The organism is Leisingera sp. ABM4_103 (genome assembly GCF_056158685.1).
On record NZ_JBSWTU010000008.1, the window covers coordinates 165,645 to 181,659 of the forward strand.

The following is a 16,015-nucleotide window of genomic DNA, read 5'->3' on the forward strand; positions in this document are numbered from 1 at the left end:
CTCTGTTTCCTAATAGGGCCGTCACGTCCGTGTGGCCTCGGTTGTTTTTTGGCCATCGATCCGATGCCGGTGGTGTAGCTGGGATAGGCGAAGATCATCGCCTTTTTCTGGTTGGCGGTCAGTCCGGCGCCTATGATCTTAGCGAACAGGTTGATCTGATCCTCGGCTTCCGGTCCGACCAAGGTGATGCCACAACTCACCTTCATTCTAGCTGCGCCGTTCCGAAATCTACGGTTGGGAGAAGTCCTGACTGCTCCCTGTCTCGGGGCGCTTGGTCAGGAGGTAGACGATTGCACCGATTGCGATCAGCGGCGTGGTGATTAAAACCATCCAGGACACCGCGCCGAAAAAGTTGAAATAACAACAGCCCATCATTTGCGGTGCCATCGGCATCAGATCGTCTATAGGGGGCATCATCTCCTAGTTCCTTTGCGATTGGGTATTGCGAGCGTTCTTTCGCCACAGTGCGTAGATCGTCAGCAGGATGAAAATTCCGAGCGCGGGAAGCAGCACAAAATCTAGGTATCCGACGACGGCGGCAAGACCGACGGCGCTGAAGAGGACGACAAGAACAGGTGTGAAGCAGCAAAGCGCCGCGATGACCGTGCCGATGAGGCCGACCTTCAGGAGGCCATTCGAGGATTTTTCTTCAGTATTCATGTATCTTCCGTTTCCAAGCGTGCGGACAACCTGCCCGGCGAAGAGGCCGTTTTCCTGATGAAATGGACACGGCCACTGCCACGACGGCCTACGAAGTCTATCCGCTTTGCTGCCGGTTCACGTTTTCAGCAGAGTCGAGGCTGACATTCTTGTCATGCCGGCAGCATGTGTCTTCTGGCGCGCCGTCGGCATGTGTCGGGCGTCTCCGTTTGATCTCTCGAAAGACCAGCATGGCACCAACGGCAGCGATCACAGTTGCAATCCAACCGAGCCCAGACAGCCAGCCACTCAGCCCGCCCAGAATAGCGGTGAGGATAACACCACCGCCTCCGCAACAGATCACCATAACCGGAGCTGCAATAACGAAGGCCAGAAGACCTCCCATGTGACTGTCACTCATGGCCTTCGCCTTCCTTCGAGCCTCAGGAACCGCCGGGCTGAAGGACTTCAGCCGGGTAGCCATTGGCCAGAACGGCGTCGACGATCATGTCAGGGTTGGCCTCCTGATCATCATAATTGACTACGTAGATGCCTTCGCCCCAGGACTGACCCTCAATAAAGTCGACAATCTCGACGGAGGGTACGCCGCGCATGGCCGCCGCCACAGTAAAGGAACAGGAGGGACAAGTCAGTTCGCCGACTCCGACATTGATGCGCTGTTCGCCGGCACTGGCGGGAACCGCTGCGAGCATGCCCAGAGCTGAAAGAATAAGAAGGATGTTTTTCATGATGCGGGCCCTTCAGTAAGATAGGATGTAAGGGGTGAGGTAGGGAAAGATCATCGCAACGGCGACGATGGCGGTTGCAATCCAAAGAATGTATCGCATGAGTGTCCGGTTGATGGGGCGCGCGCAGGTTCCGTCGGCGCAGGCCTCGGCCGGTATTGGGCGGTAGGCCTTGTAAAAGCCGTAGCCAATGAAGGCTGCGCTCAGCGCAAAGGTAATCCACTTGTACTGATAGAGCGCGCCCAACTGAGCGATGAACACGCCAGTGACGCCGAAGCTGACCAGCACCAGTGGCAGAATGCAGCATGAAGTCATGGCCAACGCACCGAGTACCCCCAATGCGGTAGTCGCCCAAGCCTTTCGGTCGGCATCCGGTTTTTCCTCGAGTGCCGTTGCCCGGCCTGCGGATGTGGTTTCAGTCATGTTTCGAGTTGTCCTTGCCTCGTTGATGACTTCAACCTATGGTCTGTAGCCAGTACAGGCTCAAGGGGATCCAACGTGAAAACTCATCACAGAACAGTGAAGGTCATACGGCGCGGGGATTTGGCGCGAATGACGGGATGCAACTTGGAGACCATCCGGTACTACGAAAAAATCGGCGTCATGCCGGAACCACCCCGCACATCCAAGAACTACCGCGCCTATGATGAAAGCCATGTCGGGCGCTTGCGCTTCATCATGCGTGCGCGCGAATTGGGCTTCACGCTCGAAGAGATCCGCGATCTGCTCGCGCTCGTCGATGGTGGGGCACAAACCTGCGGCGAGGTGCAGGTTCTTGCGAATACTCATCTCGACTCTGTCCGCGCCAAGATTGCCGATCTCAAACGCATCGAGCACGTTCTGTCCTCCACAGTGGCGCAATGCACCGGTGACGATGTGCCGGAGTGCCCTGTGATCGACGCGCTTACAGAGGTAACCTAACCGATCGCCAATTGATGATGGTCGCACCCGTCACCCAAACGGGCAGTGGAACCGGAGCGATCGCAAGGATCAAAGTGACGACGGTGGCTGGCAGTGAAAACAAGTCCACAGGCAGTTCAGGCCGGAGCCGCGATCTTCCGCAGCTTCCTGCCGGGTTGATTGACCGCATCCGGCATTCGTTCTTACCAGGCAGCGCTTCGCGTCATTAGCCTCATTACATAAGGGTTATGAGGAAGTCGTTGATCTGAGCTTCATTCACAACAACGATCCATGATATCGCGATCAGTACTGTGCTGCCCGTCAACCACCACTTTAGGTGGGAAATTGAGCCCCTTCGGTACGAAACAGTCCATGCCGAAAGCAAGACTGCGGTTGAGATACCAAGGACGTAGTAGCTTGCGGCGGCGATTTTCCCAAATATTGCAAGCCAGCTTCCACCAAGTCCGAACAAAATCATCGTCATCGGCAAGACGCAGCACGCCGCAACACCAAGTGATGAGAGCGATCCAACATAGCTGGCCCAGATTGATTTTTTCATGAATTCACCTCACGCCAAAGGGCGACCATATCATGGGAACGCTTATGCACCCTGTAGCAACCACAGGATCAAGAAGAGATTCTTCACGTGATCGCGATTGAAGAAAGGTAAGGTTCCGGGGACAGCCGGACTTATCATCGGATCGTAGCCGCGATCAGACAGCAGCCCCCGGAACCTCACAACGGAGGGGCTCATTCAGGCCTTATTTTTGGCTGCCGTTCACGTTGTTGCGCTCGATCTGGCAACCTGTTGACTCCGTACTACTGTACGGAGTGTATCCGTGGAAAAACTTTGGTGAGCTATGGCACGGCGAATGACCATCAGCCGCGCTGCCGATGAGGCTGGCGTCGGCGTCGAGACCATCCGCTTTTACGAGCGCAAGGGATTGATCGAACAACCGCTTCGCCCAAGCGGCGGATATCGCGAATATGACCGCGAGACAGTGGAGCGCATCCGCTTCATCCAACAGGCGCAGGAGCTGGGCTTTACGCTGCGAGAGATTGGCGAACTGCTGGCGCTGAGGACGGACAGGAAGGCAGATTGCGCCGATGTGCGCAACCAGGCAATTGCCAAGCGCGATGAGGTCGAATGCAAGATTGCACGGCTTGAAGAGATACGGGCCGCTCTCGACGCCGTAATAGCAACATGTCCGGGCGGTGGGAGCCTCAATTCCTGCACGATTATGGAGGCGCTGAGCGACCATCGTGCAAAGGCCGCGGTTACCACTGAGTCTCCAGACTAATGGAATTCGGCTTGTTCAACCTCCTGGTGCTGCCTGCCGGGCTTGGCCTCTTCGGCTTCATCGAACCGTGTTCGATCGGATCGAGCCTGATCTTCATCAAGTATCTGGAAGGCAAATCCGGGGCGCAAAAACTCTTTGAAACGGTGCTTTTCGCCCTGACCCGGGCGCTGTTCATCGGCGGGCTCGGGGCAGCTGCGGTTCTGGTCGGCGCCGCCTTCGCAGGGTTTCAGCGTGGTGCATGGATCGTGCTTGGGTCCGCGTATGCGGCAATCGGCATCCTGTTTCTCGTCGGGCGTGCCGGGTTTCTGATGCGGACCATCGGACCCCGGCTACGCGGGTTGAACGGCGCGCGCGGCTCGGTCGGGCTCGGTCTGATCTTCGGCCTCAACATTCCTGCCTGCGCCGCGCCCTTACTTTTGGTGTTGCTTGGCTTCGCCGGCGCCGGCGGGGCGAGTGGGAATGCCGTTCTGGGGGGCTTCGTTTCGCTTGGCGTGTTCGGTCTGGCGCTGTCAATGCCACTCGTCGCGGCCGCCGCCTATGCGCCGGCGCGGCGGCTCCTTGACCGGCTGGCCGCGCTGACGGACAGAATGCCGTTCTGGGCGGGGGTGCTCCTTGTCGCCCTTGGCCTGTGGTCAATCTGGTTTGGCATCTTCGCAGCGCTACCCGAACCCGCCTGAATTGCTCATCTGCGTCTCTTGACACCGTATCATGGTACGGAGTGCAGAATGGCTTTTGAAGCGGTTCCCATAAGGGAGCCCGAGGAAATGGAGGCTGTCATGAAGTTACTCTCCAGATACGCGCGAACCGGCGTCGCCACGCTTTTCGCAGGGGCTATGGCCGCTGCGACTTACACCCCATTGCCAGCCCACGCCGAAGAGGAATTTCATTACAACGAGACCAATGTAGCTCCGGCAGTCTATTATGCGGCGCTGTCAAATCTAGCCAGTGCGGTGATGTTTTCCGGACTGGGCGAGGCGTTGGTGATTTCTCCCTACGAGCGCGACGAATGGCTGAGGCGTTCGGGTTTCGTCACGCGGCCAGCCATGCCCGACATGGCGGCGGTTGGGCCACTCTATGCCGGGGCCGAGCCGCGCTTCGCGGAGGCGCCGGATTTTTCTGCTCCTGCAACATTGGCCTGGGACCGCTCCACCTTTAACCGGACGCTGGACCCCGCTGCGCAAGCCTGGGCAATGATCAAGATCACCAGTCCCGAATTTCACCTGCAATTTCACGACATGCCTGAAAACAAGCTGGCTGGGCTGATGATGATCCCGCAGGCCCGCGCGCAGGCGCAGACGCTGGAGGCGCGGTTGACGAACGGCGAGGGGCTATTCGCGCTGCGCTCGCCCGATGGCGCCTTTGGCAAGGCACTGCCGCGTGATCAGGTCGCAGTGCTTTGGGCGGCATCCAACATGGTGCTGGCTGGGATCAGCGGTCGCGGCGACTACTGGCATGCCGCCTACCGGGATCTGACGGACCCGGACATTTATCGTGATCTTTTGGAGGAGGCCCTTGCAGCCGTCAGGACGATGCCGCCCGAGACCCCGGGCGACCGTGGCCTGGCTATCGCAGCATTGGCGCGCTTCACCGTTGCCACCGATGACGACACACAGCGCAGCGAGGCTTTGGCACTTGCACGCGAACAGGCCGAAAGCCTGACCGGCGATCCCGGCACGGGCATAGAGGAGCTGGCGCTCGCCGTCTATGGGTTGACCGAGGCGGGACGGCTTCTGACTGAACCGGCTTTCGCGGAGGCCGCGCGGGGGATCTTCAACGACCGTCTGCTGCCGCTCTGGGACGACGCGGCAGGGCTGTTCCGGCAGGGCGAGGGGGCGCAATCCTATAGTCCGCGCTCAGCCGGGGCAGTGGTGGCCGCTCTGAGTGCGATGCGCTGGCATGGGGAAACTGCCGAAGCCGGCCGGGCAGCGGCGCTGTATCCGCGCTTTTTCGAAACGGTGATTATCCGCTCCGGCCTTATGCAGGCCAGCCCGCTGCCGCTTGTGGCCGCGCCCTACCTGGAAGGCGTGCCGCCCGAACATTTCGCCCACCCTGCCTTGCCAGGGGCGGATACTTTGGCGCCGGTCTTTGCCTCGGAAGTATTATTCGAGGATGGCACATGGCGGGTCAGCGACCCCGCCTTCCGAACCGGCGACGCGCTATTTCTGGCCAACATGCTGGCGCTCCGGAGCGAGGGCGGGCGGAGCGATCTGTTCCTCTCCGACGACCTGCTGGCCACCTTGAGGAGGTAACGCCATGACCACCGCAACCTCGGACCCCAGCACGCTGCAACTTAAGATCGGCGGCATGAGTTGTTCGTTCTGCGCCAATTCCATCTCCTCGGCGCTCAAACGGGACAGAGGCGTCAGAGAGGCGCATGTATCGCTCGCGCATGAAGAGGTACTGATCCGCTTCGCGCCAGACCAGACCGATGAGACCCGAATCAAGCGCACGCTGACCGATCTGGGCTTCACCATTCGCGATCCCCGTAAAGTGAGCGCTTACGAGGAACAAAAACGCGCGATCCGCGAGGAAGCGACGGACTTGGCCATGGCGGCCGCGGCCGCGCTTGTCCTGTTCGCGGCCATGGCTGCCATGTGGCTGGGTTGGTGGCAAATGCGTGACTGGCATGTCTGGATCGCCTGGGCGATTGCTACCTTTGTCTTCCTCTGGAACGGGCGGCGCATCACCCGCATGGCCTGGGGCGCGGCGAAACGCGGGATTACGAACCAGCATGTGCTTCTTTCGGTGGGGGCCATCGGCGCCTATATCGGGGGACTTCTTGGCGCGCCGATGCCGTGGTTCGACTGGTACGGATTCGTCGGCTTTCCCGCGGTCGATTTCTTCGGCGTCGTGGTTTTTCTGACTGCATATCACCTGCTGTCGGGCTGGGTATCACTGATCGTTCGTACAAAGGCATCGGAAAGCGTGCGGCGGCTTCTATCCATGCAGCCGCCAGTGGCGAACGTGATCCGGGACGGCACCGAACGGGAAGTTTCCATCGAAGAAGTTATTGTCGGCGATCATGTGCGGGTGCGACCCGGCGAGCGCGTGCCCGTCGACGGGCGGGTTTTGTCGGGCGAAAGTGCGGTGGACGAGGCAATTGTCACCGGAGAATCGGTGCCCGTGGAAAAGGTGCGGGGGGCGGAGGTGATTGGCGGCTCGATCAACCAGACCGGTGCGCTTGTGGTCGAGGCCACTCGCATCGGCGAGGATAGTTTCCTGCATCAGGTCGCCCGTCACGTAGAGGAAGCCAAGGCCATGAAGCCCGGTATCGTGGTGCTAGTGGACAGGGTGCTGAAGCGCTACGTGCCTGCCGTGCTGGCCATTTCCCTTGCAGCGCTTATGTTTTGGGGGCTTGCGCCCGACAGCTGGAGCCGTGAGCCGCATTGGGTACGTGCCATCTATGCCGCAGTCACTGTTCTGGTCATGGGTTACCCATGCGCGCTCGGTATGGCGACGCCGCTGGCATTGATCCGGGGCGGCGGCATTGCCGCCACACGGGGTATCCTGATCCGCTCGGGCGAAGCTTTCCAGATCCTCAAGGACATCACGCATGTGGTATTCGACAAGACCGGCACGCTGACCGAAGGCAAACCGCGGCTGGTCGAGGTCATTTCCCTTAACGGGTTTGAACGGGGCCGGGTTCTGGCCCTTGCCGCCGCCGCCGAGGAACAGTCGGAACATCCACTGGCAAAAGCGATTGTTACCAGCGCGCAGGAAGAAGGCGTGACCTGGACGCAAGCAAAGGATTTTCATTCGGTGACGGGCGGCGGTGTATTCGCCCGTGTCGGGGAGCTATCGGTTCTGGTCGGCACAGCGCGGCATCTGCGCGGCCGGGGCGTTGATACCAAAACCGCCGAAGCAGTGCTGCTTGAGCAGGAAGCCCGCGCACATACCGCCGTACTGCTGGCAGTAAACGGCGAGCCCGCCGCCGTGCTGGCGCTTGCCGACACGTTGAAACAGGATGCGGCAGTGGCCATCGCGGCCTTGCATCAACAAGGCATACGGACCCTGCTGGTAACCGGGGACAACCGGCGGACGGCAAAAGCCATCGCGGAGCAAGCGGAAATAGCCGAGGTGCGCGCGGAGGTTCTTCCCCAGGACAAGGCCGGGTTCGTGCGCGAACTGCAAGCAAATGGCGCACGCATCGCCATGGTGGGAGACGGCATCAACGACGCTCCGGCGCTGACCCAGGCCGATGTCGGCATCGCTATTGGCGCGGGCACCGACATTGCAATCGAATCCTCCGACGTGGTGCTCACCGGCGGACGCGTCGGCGCCGTGGGCGAGGCGGTGCGCATTGGTGCCATCAGCTACCGCAAAACTGTGCAGAACCTTTGGCTTGCCTTCTTCTTCAACGGGCTAGGTGTGCCTCTGGCGACAACCGGGCTGGTGCATCCCTCCTGGGCGATGATCGCTATGGCGCTGTCGGTCTCGGCGGTGCTTGCCAATTCCTTCGGAGGGCGGCTCTTTGACAAACCGCCCGCGCCGCTTCAATCCTCATCAAGAAAGGCCAGTACCATGCAGAAAACCGCCACGCTTTCCGTGCCGAGTATCCATTGCCAAGTCTGCGTCGATACTATCGCTGCCGGGTTAAGCCTGACCCCCGGCATAGCTGAGGTCAGTGGCGACCCGCTGGCCAAGACGGTGCGCATTTCCTACGACCCTGGGCAAGTAACACCCGACATGCTGCCCGATGCCATCCGCCGTCTGGGGCACAAAGTGGACGGAAGTGTCAGCCTATGATCGACGTTGAATCCCTGTTGCAGAATATCGGCGACCTGACACCGGCCAGCGTTGCGCTCGTCGCCCTGGCTGGACTGATCATCGGAGTCGCACCCAGTTCGTTCCCCCTGCTTGCGGTGGCCGGCGGATTGGGCACCCGCGATGGGACCGCCGCAAACGGCGTTTCCCGTCTGCGCGGGTTCTGCCTGGCGGCGGGATTCGGGCTCGGGATTACTACGGTCGATGCGGTACTGGGGGCTCTGTTCGGCTATGCCGGGTTTGCGGTGCTGCGGGTTCTCAATAGTGCCATGGCCTGGGTCTATGGCTTGCTCACGGTCATTTTGGTTCTGACCGCTCTGACGCTATGGCGCGTGGTCCATTTGAAAATACCTGTCCTGCGCCCTTCCGCGCGTACCGCGCAAAGTTTCGTCGGGGCGTTTGCCTTGGGGCTGCCATTCGGACTGTCCACATGTCCTGCTTGCACTCCCCTGCTTCTGCCCGTGGTCGTGGCGGCCACCTCCTCGGCAGATCCCGTCAAGGGCGCGGTGCTGATGGGAAGCTTCGGTTTGGCCCGGAGTATTCCGCTCGTTGCCGCTGGAATCGCGGCATCCAGCCTGGCGCATTGGCCCGGTGCCAGCCCGGTCATGCGCTGGACCGAACGGATTGGGGGAGGGCTGCTGATAGCCGCGGCCGCTTGGTTTGCTTGGCAAACAGCTATCTATGCTGGATGGGTTGGTTAGGGCTGACGCTGACCGGACATAGCAACTTTCGCGCCACGATTATTTCGATTTGCGCATCACAGATTATTAGGCACTTCAACCGGTGCGGCCGAAAGTGAATATAGAGACAGAAGCCGAGTAGTGCTGATGAATGTTCTGCAAGAGCCTGTTCTGGCGCGGAACACCGCTGCTGATTTTGCCGCACGCCAGTGTGAATCGACATTCCAGAATTTTTGTCCTATCTCGATAACCATGCGAAAGTTCGTGCATATGCTTGCCATCATGTTTCTCGCCCTGTTTGCGGTGGGCAGTGTTGTGCATGCGGTTAGCGCGAATTCAATGGCACTGGATATGGCTGCGGCAGCGGGGGACACAGATGTCATGCCCGATTGCCAAGGATGCAAGGCTGACGAAGCAGGCACCAGCAACTCCGGCTCTTGTGACATCGACTGCACAACGCCAGGCATTGCGGCGCTTGATGCCGCTCCCGGGCCGCTAAATGCAGTGTTTCCCTGGCGCCAAAATCGCATGCCCGGTATGGCCCTGCCATCTGGTCTACGCGGGGTGCCGGACCCATTTCCTCCAAGATCTCTCATCTGAGGTGACGTAGCGATCGCGCTTTCGCGCTATCGCAGACGCGCACCGTTCAAGCCGGTCGCACCTTCTGGGCGCCGGTGCCGCATTTTGGCCAAGCTACACAGGCTTGGTTGTTCCAGACGGTGATCAGATGAGATTGAAACATGAAACCACTCCCTCGATCCGCGCTGTCGCGACGGTCTTTCCTTGCCGCGAGTGCTGCTGCCGGTGCCGCGCTCCCCTTCCAGGGCGCTCTGGCTGATACCTCCCGCACTTATGTATTGCGCGCTGCCCCGGACCGCGCACGCCTCGTCTCCAAGCCTTGGGGCGAGACCGATATTTGGTGCTATGGCGGCACTGTACCCGGCCCGGAAATCCGCGTCCGGCAAGGGGACCGCCTGCGCATCGAGGTCGAGAACGCGCTTGACGAGGAAACCACCGTTCATTGGCACGGGATGCGTTTGCCCAACGCCATGGACGGCGTTCCGCATTTGACGCAACAGCCGATCGCGCCGGGCGGAAGGTTTACCTATGAATTCGATGCAGTGGATGCCGGAACCTTCTGGTACCACCCGCATCAGCGCAGTTTCGAGCAGGTGGGCCGGGGTCTTTACGGAGCCCTGATCATCGAGGAGGCGGAGCCGCCAAGGGTCGACCGCGACCTAGTATGGGTTCTGGACGACTGGCGGCTGACCGCAGAGGTCGAGATCGCCGGCGGCTTCGGCGGGTTTCACGACAAAAGCCATGCCGGGCGGCTCGGCAATACCGTCACAATCAACGGCCGGGTTCCCGATCAGGTTGCGGTGCGCAGCGGTGAGCGCATCCGCTTGCGCCTGATCAACGCGGCCAATGCCCGGATTTTCGCGCTGGATTTCGGGGGGCTTGCGCCGCAGGTGATCGCGCTCGATGGCCAGCCGGTCACGCCGCATGAGCCCGGCGGCCGCGGCTGGGTTCTGATCGGTCCGGCGATGCGGGTGGATCTGATCCTCGACATGACCGGCGCGCCGGGTGAGCGGGTAACGGTTTCTGACCGGTTTTATGTCGAAAACAATTTTCAACTGATCGATCTGGCCTATGCCGATGCACCGCTCCGCGACGCCTCACCGGATTGGCCGGTGCAGCTTCCCCCCAATCCGCTTCCCGAACCCGACCTGAACAGCGCCCGCCGCCACGAAGTGACCTTCACCGGCGGCATGATGGGCGGGATGGTCGAGCGGCAGATGGGGCTTTCCGGCGAGGGCCGCATGGCGGGCAACGACATGATGGGGATGATGCATGGCGAGGACATCTGGTTCGTCAATGGAATCGCCGCCAAGGGCCACATCCTCGACCCGCTGCTGGTGCTGGAGCGGGACCGGAGCCACGTCATCGCGATGACCAACGCCACGGCATTCCACCACCCGATCCACCTGCACGGCCATTCCTTCCGGGTGCTGAGCCGGAACGGGCAGCCCACCCTCCATCGCGAATGGCAGGACACGGTGCTGATGGCCCCGCGCGAGCGGGTCGAGATCGCCTTCGTCGCCGACAATCCCGGCGACTGGATGTTCCACTGCCACATCCTCGAACACCAGGCGGGCGGGATGATGGGGGTGATCCGTGTTGCATAAGGAGACGGGAATGGAACGATCTGGCGCCTTGAAAAAACCGCCCGAAGCGACTGGCGGCGGGGACTCGGGGACCCTCTGCCGGCGGATGTTCCTCGCCATGACAGGCGGCACTTTCATTGCCGCGCTTCTTCCAGGGCGCAGTGCGCAGGCCACTGGTTATGCGGCTTCGGCGGTCACTTTCAGCGGCCAATCGGTGGTCGTGGCAGGGGATGGCGTCCGATCTGTTGATGTTTCAACGGGCACAGCCTCCGGTCTGACGGCAACCGACAGGCCAATTCGAGCGCTTGCCAATCACCCCGATCATCCAGACCGGCTCTTTGCGGCACCGGCGGGTGGAGGCATCGCACGGTCGGATGACGGAGGGCGCGTATGGCGTTCATCAATCAATGGGTTGCCGGATGCACAGGTCACTGCACTCGCCGTCGCTGCGGCAGCGCCCGGCACGGTCTACGCTGCGGTTGCGGGCGATGGACTGTGGCGCAGCGAAGACGCGGGCAGGACCTGGAGCTTTGTCATGGACCGCCCCTGGATCGAAGAGGCCGAACGGGACGTGCTGGCGCTAACTTCCGTCAATCTTGCCTCCGGCATGGGCGGGATCTGGCTCTATGCGGGGACCAGAAGGGGCCTGACCCGCGTGCCGGACTGTTTCTGCCGCTGGCAGGATGTGGTGGCGGGCGATGCGATGGATGCACTTGCCGCCGGGACCGCACCGCCACCGGAGGCCCCGCTGCCCGAGGGCGAGCCGGTTCTGGCACTTGCCTCGGCTCATGCCGCTCCGGAACGGCTTTACGCGGCTCTGCCTTCCGGACTCTGGGCCTCCGCAGACAGCGGCGTGACGTGGGAACGCAGGTCGAGCCTTCACGCGCGGGCTCTTGCCGTCGACCCCGCGGACCCGAGCCATATCGTCGCCGCGACCGATGCCGAACTGAAACACAGCCGCGACGGGGGCGCCAATTGGACGACCCTCGCGGCCCTTTGAGAACAGGAAAGCTGGTAATGAAAAAGATACTTGCATTGACCTTGGGTGTAGCTGCCGCCGCCTACCTCGTCACAGATCGCGACGCGCCGTCACCATTGATGGCATCCGCTGCCGCCCAAGAGGCTAAACCCGTCACTATCTGGCGCGCGCCCGGCTGCGGCTGCTGCGATGCCTATGCCGAATACCTTCGGAACAACGGTTTCGAGGTTAATGTGATCGATGACCGGAATTTCGATGACCGCTCCGTCGAGGCTGGGGTGCCCGAGCGCGGGGTCGGGTGCCACCTTGCCATGATCGGCGGCTATGCCGTGAGCGGGTTGGTGCCTTCCGAGGTCATCGAACGCCTGCTGAAAGAGCGCCCGGAGATCACCGGCATCACCTTGCCGGGCATGCCCGCAAACGCTCCCGGCATGGCGTCGGAGAAGACTGGCACGCTGCGTATCTACTCCTTCGGACCTGAGGGCGTGGCGGTCTATTCCGATGAGTGATGCCGGGGAAATTCTGACAGAAATGATTGGCACCGCAGCGGCCATCCTGGTGATGACGCTCGTGCCACTGGCGGGGATAGCCGCGTTTGTCGCAGGCATCGTGTTCCTCTGCAGATATTTCAGGAGGTCGAAATGAACGGACAAGTTGGCGGGCCCTGCACCGGTTCCATAGGCGATTGCATGGTTCAAATGATGGGCGGACCGATGATGGGAATGATGCTGGGAGGCGGGCTGGTCGTGCTTCTCCTGATCGCGGTCCTGGTGCTCGCCGCGCTCGCACTTATCAAGTACCTGCGAGCGCCGTCATGAGGATGCCTTTGCTTGCATTCGCGGGTGTGGCGATCTCTGGCTTGACCTTTGCCGTTGGGGCCGGTGCCAAGCAGGCCGAACCGGCGCCGGTCACCTTTCTTGGCGAGGTTATCGCACCGGAGCAGATCGCGCGCGGCAAAGCACTTTATGCCGAAACCTGCGCGTCCTGTCATGGCGCCGATCTTGAGGGTGCGCCGGACTGGCGCCGTCGCAATGCCGACGGCCGCATGCCTGCGCCGCCGCATGACGAGACCGGCCACACCTGGCACCATTCGGATCGGGACCTATTCAATATTACCCGGCTTGGTGTCGGCGGAGTTGTCCCGGGCTACGAAAGCGACATGCCCGCCTATCAAGGTGTTCTGAGCGACAGAGAGATTATCGAGATCCTCTCCTTCATCAAGAGTACATGGCCCGAACGCCAGCGTGCTGCACAGGCCCGGATCAGCGAGAGCAAAGAGGATGGGTCATGAATTCAGATACAAAACGCCGGACACGGCGCTATTCCCTGATAATGCTGCTGCCGCTGGTCATGTTTGCCGGGTTTGGCGCATTTTTCTCTTGGGGGCTCTTCAACAACGACGACCGGCTTCCCTCGGCTCTTATCGGGCGGCCAGTGCCGGAATTCACGCTACCGCCCATCGAAGGCCGGGAGGACGGGTTCTCCTCGGCCGACCTGACGGGGCACGTTTCCCTTGTCAATGTCTGGGCGTCCTGGTGCGTGCCCTGCCGGGCCGAAAACCCGCTGATGGTGGAACTCGCCGGAACGGGCGAAGTGCCGATCTACGGTATCAACTATAAGGACGCAGCCGCCGAGGCACAGGCGTTTCTGGACGAGCTGGGCAATCCGTTCACCCGCATTGGCGCGGATCGAGATGGTCGCGTGGCAATCGACTGGGGCGTCTACGGCGTGCCTGAAACCTATGTGATCGATGCCGAAGGCCGGATCGCACACAAGCACGTCGGGCCGTTTAACCGGCAAATCCTGGAGACGGAAATCCTGCCGCTGGTGCGCAGGTTGCAAGAGGAGGCCGCGCAATGAAACGGCGACTTTTTCTGACGGGAGCGATGGCGCTGGCATCCGGGCCCGCCTTTGCACGGCCTTTGATACAGCTCCATGACAATCCGCGTCCGATGCTATCGCCGCCTTTCGTGGATGGCGAAGGTAGTGACCTCACGCTCGATGATTTCCACGGCAAGGTTGTGCTGCTGAATATCTGGGCAACTTGGTGCGTGCCCTGCCGCGAGGAAATGCCAACGCTTGACACGCTCCAGGCGCGACTTGGAAGCGACGATTTCCAGGTTCTGCCGCTCTCAATCGACCGCGCTGGATTACCGGTGATCCGCCGGTTCTATGAAGAGATCGGGGTTCAACATCTCGGAATGTACCTGGCTGAAGATATCCGCGTCATGATGGCTTTTGCGGCCTATGGGCTGCCGACGACGATCCTGATTGACCGCCAGGGCCGCGAACTCGGCCGATTGGTTGGTCCTGCTGAATGGGACAGCCCTGAGGCGATCGCGCAATTCCAATCCATTATCGCGAGAGGGAGAAACTGACCGATGCCTGACACACCTGACCTGACAAACCCGACCCGGTCTCCAGGCTTTCGGCTGCCGCTTGGCCGAAGGGGTCTGGTGATTGCCGCCATGGCTGTCATCGGCGCCGGCATGGCGCTGAACTGGGGATGGCTAACTGCAATCGGAGCGCCCCCCCTGATCCTCAGCCTCGCTCCCTGCGCTGTGATGTGCGCCACCGGATACTGCGTCATGTGCAAAAGCAAGGGCTGTGATGCCAAGAAAACGCCGAAAAGCGCGCCCGTCGATACGAGTGACTGAATTTCAACCAAGGAAAGGAACTGAAGATGAAAACCGCATCCAAACTCGGTCTTTCGGCCGCACTCGCTATGGCCCTGACCTCTCCGATCGCATTCGCACAAAACGACGAGTCACAGGGACAAATGATGCAAGGAAATGGCATGATGATGGGCGAGGGCAACATGTCCGGCATGATGGGCATGATGCAGCAGATGGGACCTATGATGGAGGCTTGCACCGAGATGATGCAGGCCATGACAGACCACATGGGGCAGCACGACCACTCGACGGACAAGGGCTGAATGAAATGGACCGGGGGAAGGGACCCCCCCCCGGTCTTGCAGCAGATACGAAAGGAAATGGCATGACTGGAATTAGAGCGCGCATTCTCGGCGCCGTCACGGCTTTGCTGACCGGCGTGGGTCCGGCCGCCGCGCAGCAATCGACACCGTTCAGCGACATGCAGCAGGATGCGATCCACGCTCTGATCCTGGACACGATCAGAGAAAACCCCGAGGTCATCATCGACTCGATTATGGCTTACCAGGACCAGGTTGCGGCCGAGACTGAGAAAAGGCGGCGCGCGGCGATTGCGGATCTTAGAAGTGAATTGCAGTCCGATCAGAATGCCGCAAGCCTCGGCAACCCCGATGGCGGCACCGTCATTGTCGAGTTCTTTGACTACAACTGCCCGTATTGCCGGCGGGCTGCGCCGGAGGTGAATGCCCTTATTGACGAGGATCCCGATTTGCGGGTTGTCATGCGAGAGTTTCCGATCCTCGGGCCGGATTCCGAGACCGCCGCCCGTGCGTCTCTCGCAGCGCGGGCTCAGGGAAAATACGCTGAGTTTCATGATGCTCTGATGGCACAACCTCGGGCCAACGCAGCCACGATCCGCCGTACCGCAAATGAGGTAGGATTAGATTTCGAACGGCTTCAAGCCGATATGCACGCCCCCGAAGTCGATGAACATATCGCCCGGTCGCGCGAACTTGCGCAGCAGCTCGGAATTTCCGGCACGCCAACCTTCATTATCGGCGGCAACATTGTGCCCGGGCTTGCGAAACAAGACCAGCTCGCAGCCATGATCGCCGAAGCGCGGGACCTATCTGGAGAACCTTAAGATGCAGAGAACGAGCCTTTACAAGGTCCGGCTAGCCATCTGGGGCTTTGCTGCCGTGGCTGTGCTCACGTTCGCAGGAGCT

General features: G+C 60.9%; 23 protein-coding genes. 17 read left to right on the forward strand and 6 right to left on the reverse strand.

Annotated elements, in window-relative coordinates; translation table 11 throughout:
* Positions 1-228: 228 nt before the first annotated feature.
* From ACXAED_RS24215 to ACXAED_RS24235, 5 genes are all read right to left on the reverse strand, one after another.
* A complete protein-coding gene (locus ACXAED_RS24215) occupies positions 229-417 on the reverse strand; it encodes a hypothetical protein (protein WP_475054272.1) in 189 nt (62 codons plus the stop codon).
* A 3-nt stretch (positions 418-420) separates the two neighbouring features.
* A complete protein-coding gene (gene merF, locus ACXAED_RS24220; RefSeq protein ID WP_475054275.1) occupies positions 421-660 on the reverse strand; it encodes a mercury resistance system transport protein MerF in 240 nt (79 codons plus the stop codon).
* 97 nt (positions 661-757) lie between these two features.
* Complete coding sequence (locus tag ACXAED_RS24225) at positions 758-1,060, reverse strand: hypothetical protein (RefSeq protein WP_475054277.1); 303 nt, start codon at positions 1,058-1,060, stop codon at positions 758-760.
* Between the two features lie 22 nt (positions 1,061-1,082).
* Positions 1,083-1,388 carry a heavy-metal-associated domain-containing protein gene (locus ACXAED_RS24230; RefSeq protein WP_475054279.1) on the reverse strand — a complete coding sequence of 102 codons (306 nt, stop codon included), beginning with the start codon at positions 1,386-1,388 and terminating at the stop codon, positions 1,083-1,085.
* 12 nt (positions 1,389-1,400) lie between these two features.
* Positions 1,401-1,808, reverse strand: coding sequence for a mercuric transporter MerT family protein (locus tag ACXAED_RS24235; RefSeq protein WP_475054281.1), 408 nt, complete (start codon positions 1,806-1,808; stop codon positions 1,401-1,403).
* A 96-nt stretch (positions 1,809-1,904) separates the two neighbouring features.
* On the opposite strand from ACXAED_RS24235, the gene ACXAED_RS24240 reads away from it, so the two are divergent.
* On the forward strand, positions 1,905-2,306 hold the full coding sequence (locus tag ACXAED_RS24240; protein ID WP_475054364.1) for a MerR family transcriptional regulator: 402 nt from the start codon (positions 1,905-1,907) through the stop codon (positions 2,304-2,306).
* Between the two features lie 214 nt (positions 2,307-2,520).
* On the opposite strand, the gene ACXAED_RS24245 is transcribed toward ACXAED_RS24240, so the two are convergent.
* Entirely contained in the window at positions 2,521-2,844 is a 324-nt protein-coding gene (locus tag ACXAED_RS24245) for a hypothetical protein (RefSeq protein ID WP_027255794.1), read from the reverse strand.
* 313 nt (positions 2,845-3,157) lie between these two features.
* Between ACXAED_RS24245 and ACXAED_RS24250 the strand changes: the two genes are divergently transcribed.
* The 16 genes from ACXAED_RS24250 (at position 3,158) to ACXAED_RS24325 (ending at position 15,933) form a co-directional block, all read left to right on the forward strand.
* Complete coding sequence (locus ACXAED_RS24250; protein WP_211235972.1) at positions 3,158-3,586, forward strand: MerR family transcriptional regulator; 429 nt, start codon at positions 3,158-3,160, stop codon at positions 3,584-3,586.
* 11 nt (positions 3,587-3,597) lie between these two features.
* On the forward strand, positions 3,598-4,263 hold the full coding sequence (locus ACXAED_RS24255) for a hypothetical protein (protein WP_475054284.1): 666 nt from the start codon (positions 3,598-3,600) through the stop codon (positions 4,261-4,263).
* Positions 4,264-4,362: 99 nt separating this feature from the next.
* Complete coding sequence (locus tag ACXAED_RS24260) at positions 4,363-5,835, forward strand: hypothetical protein (RefSeq protein ID WP_475054286.1); 1,473 nt, start codon at positions 4,363-4,365, stop codon at positions 5,833-5,835.
* A gap of 4 nt (positions 5,836-5,839) precedes the next feature.
* Positions 5,840-8,332, forward strand: coding sequence for a heavy metal translocating P-type ATPase (locus tag ACXAED_RS24265; RefSeq protein ID WP_475054289.1), 2,493 nt, complete (start codon positions 5,840-5,842; stop codon positions 8,330-8,332).
* Positions 8,329-9,051 (forward strand): cytochrome c biogenesis CcdA family protein, encoded by a 723-nt coding sequence (locus ACXAED_RS24270; protein ID WP_475054292.1) that lies wholly within the window; start codon positions 8,329-8,331, stop codon positions 9,049-9,051. Before ACXAED_RS24265 ends, ACXAED_RS24270 begins: the two co-directional genes overlap by 4 nt.
* A 120-nt stretch (positions 9,052-9,171) precedes the next feature.
* Positions 9,172-9,630, forward strand: coding sequence for a hypothetical protein (locus ACXAED_RS24275; protein ID WP_475054295.1), 459 nt, complete (start codon positions 9,172-9,174; stop codon positions 9,628-9,630).
* Positions 9,631-9,770: 140 nt separating this feature from the next.
* Positions 9,771-11,216 carry a multicopper oxidase family protein gene (locus ACXAED_RS24280; protein ID WP_475054298.1) on the forward strand — a complete coding sequence of 482 codons (1,446 nt, stop codon included), beginning with the start codon at positions 9,771-9,773 and terminating at the stop codon, positions 11,214-11,216.
* A gap of 391 nt (positions 11,217-11,607) precedes the next feature.
* Positions 11,608-12,195: a WD40/YVTN/BNR-like repeat-containing protein gene (locus tag ACXAED_RS24285; RefSeq protein WP_475054301.1), complete on the forward strand. Its 588-nt coding sequence runs from the start codon at positions 11,608-11,610 to the stop codon at positions 12,193-12,195.
* Between the two features lie 17 nt (positions 12,196-12,212).
* Positions 12,213-12,683 carry a DUF411 domain-containing protein gene (locus ACXAED_RS24290; protein ID WP_475054304.1) on the forward strand — a complete coding sequence of 157 codons (471 nt, stop codon included), beginning with the start codon at positions 12,213-12,215 and terminating at the stop codon, positions 12,681-12,683.
* A 132-nt stretch (positions 12,684-12,815) separates the two neighbouring features.
* Positions 12,816-12,992, forward strand: coding sequence for a hypothetical protein (locus ACXAED_RS24295; RefSeq protein ID WP_475054307.1), 177 nt, complete (start codon positions 12,816-12,818; stop codon positions 12,990-12,992).
* A 2-nt stretch (positions 12,993-12,994) separates the two neighbouring features.
* Entirely contained in the window at positions 12,995-13,465 is a 471-nt protein-coding gene (locus ACXAED_RS24300; RefSeq protein WP_475054309.1) for a c-type cytochrome, read from the forward strand.
* Positions 13,462-14,034 carry a DsbE family thiol:disulfide interchange protein gene (locus ACXAED_RS24305; RefSeq protein ID WP_475054311.1) on the forward strand — a complete coding sequence of 191 codons (573 nt, stop codon included), beginning with the start codon at positions 13,462-13,464 and terminating at the stop codon, positions 14,032-14,034. Before ACXAED_RS24300 ends, ACXAED_RS24305 begins: the two co-directional genes overlap by 4 nt.
* The gene (locus ACXAED_RS24310; protein ID WP_475054314.1) at positions 14,031-14,552 is read left to right on the forward strand and encodes a TlpA family protein disulfide reductase; all 522 of its coding nucleotides are present in this window, start codon (positions 14,031-14,033) and stop codon (positions 14,550-14,552) included. Before ACXAED_RS24305 ends, ACXAED_RS24310 begins: the two co-directional genes overlap by 4 nt.
* Positions 14,553-14,555: 3 nt before the next feature.
* Entirely contained in the window at positions 14,556-14,831 is a 276-nt protein-coding gene (locus tag ACXAED_RS24315; protein ID WP_475054317.1) for a hypothetical protein, read from the forward strand.
* Positions 14,832-14,857: 26 nt separating this feature from the next.
* On the forward strand, positions 14,858-15,112 hold the full coding sequence (locus tag ACXAED_RS24320) for a hypothetical protein (RefSeq protein WP_475054319.1): 255 nt from the start codon (positions 14,858-14,860) through the stop codon (positions 15,110-15,112).
* A 62-nt stretch (positions 15,113-15,174) separates the two neighbouring features.
* A complete protein-coding gene (locus ACXAED_RS24325) occupies positions 15,175-15,933 on the forward strand; it encodes a DsbA family protein (RefSeq protein ID WP_475054322.1) in 759 nt (252 codons plus the stop codon).
* Positions 15,934-16,015 lie beyond the last annotated feature (82 nt).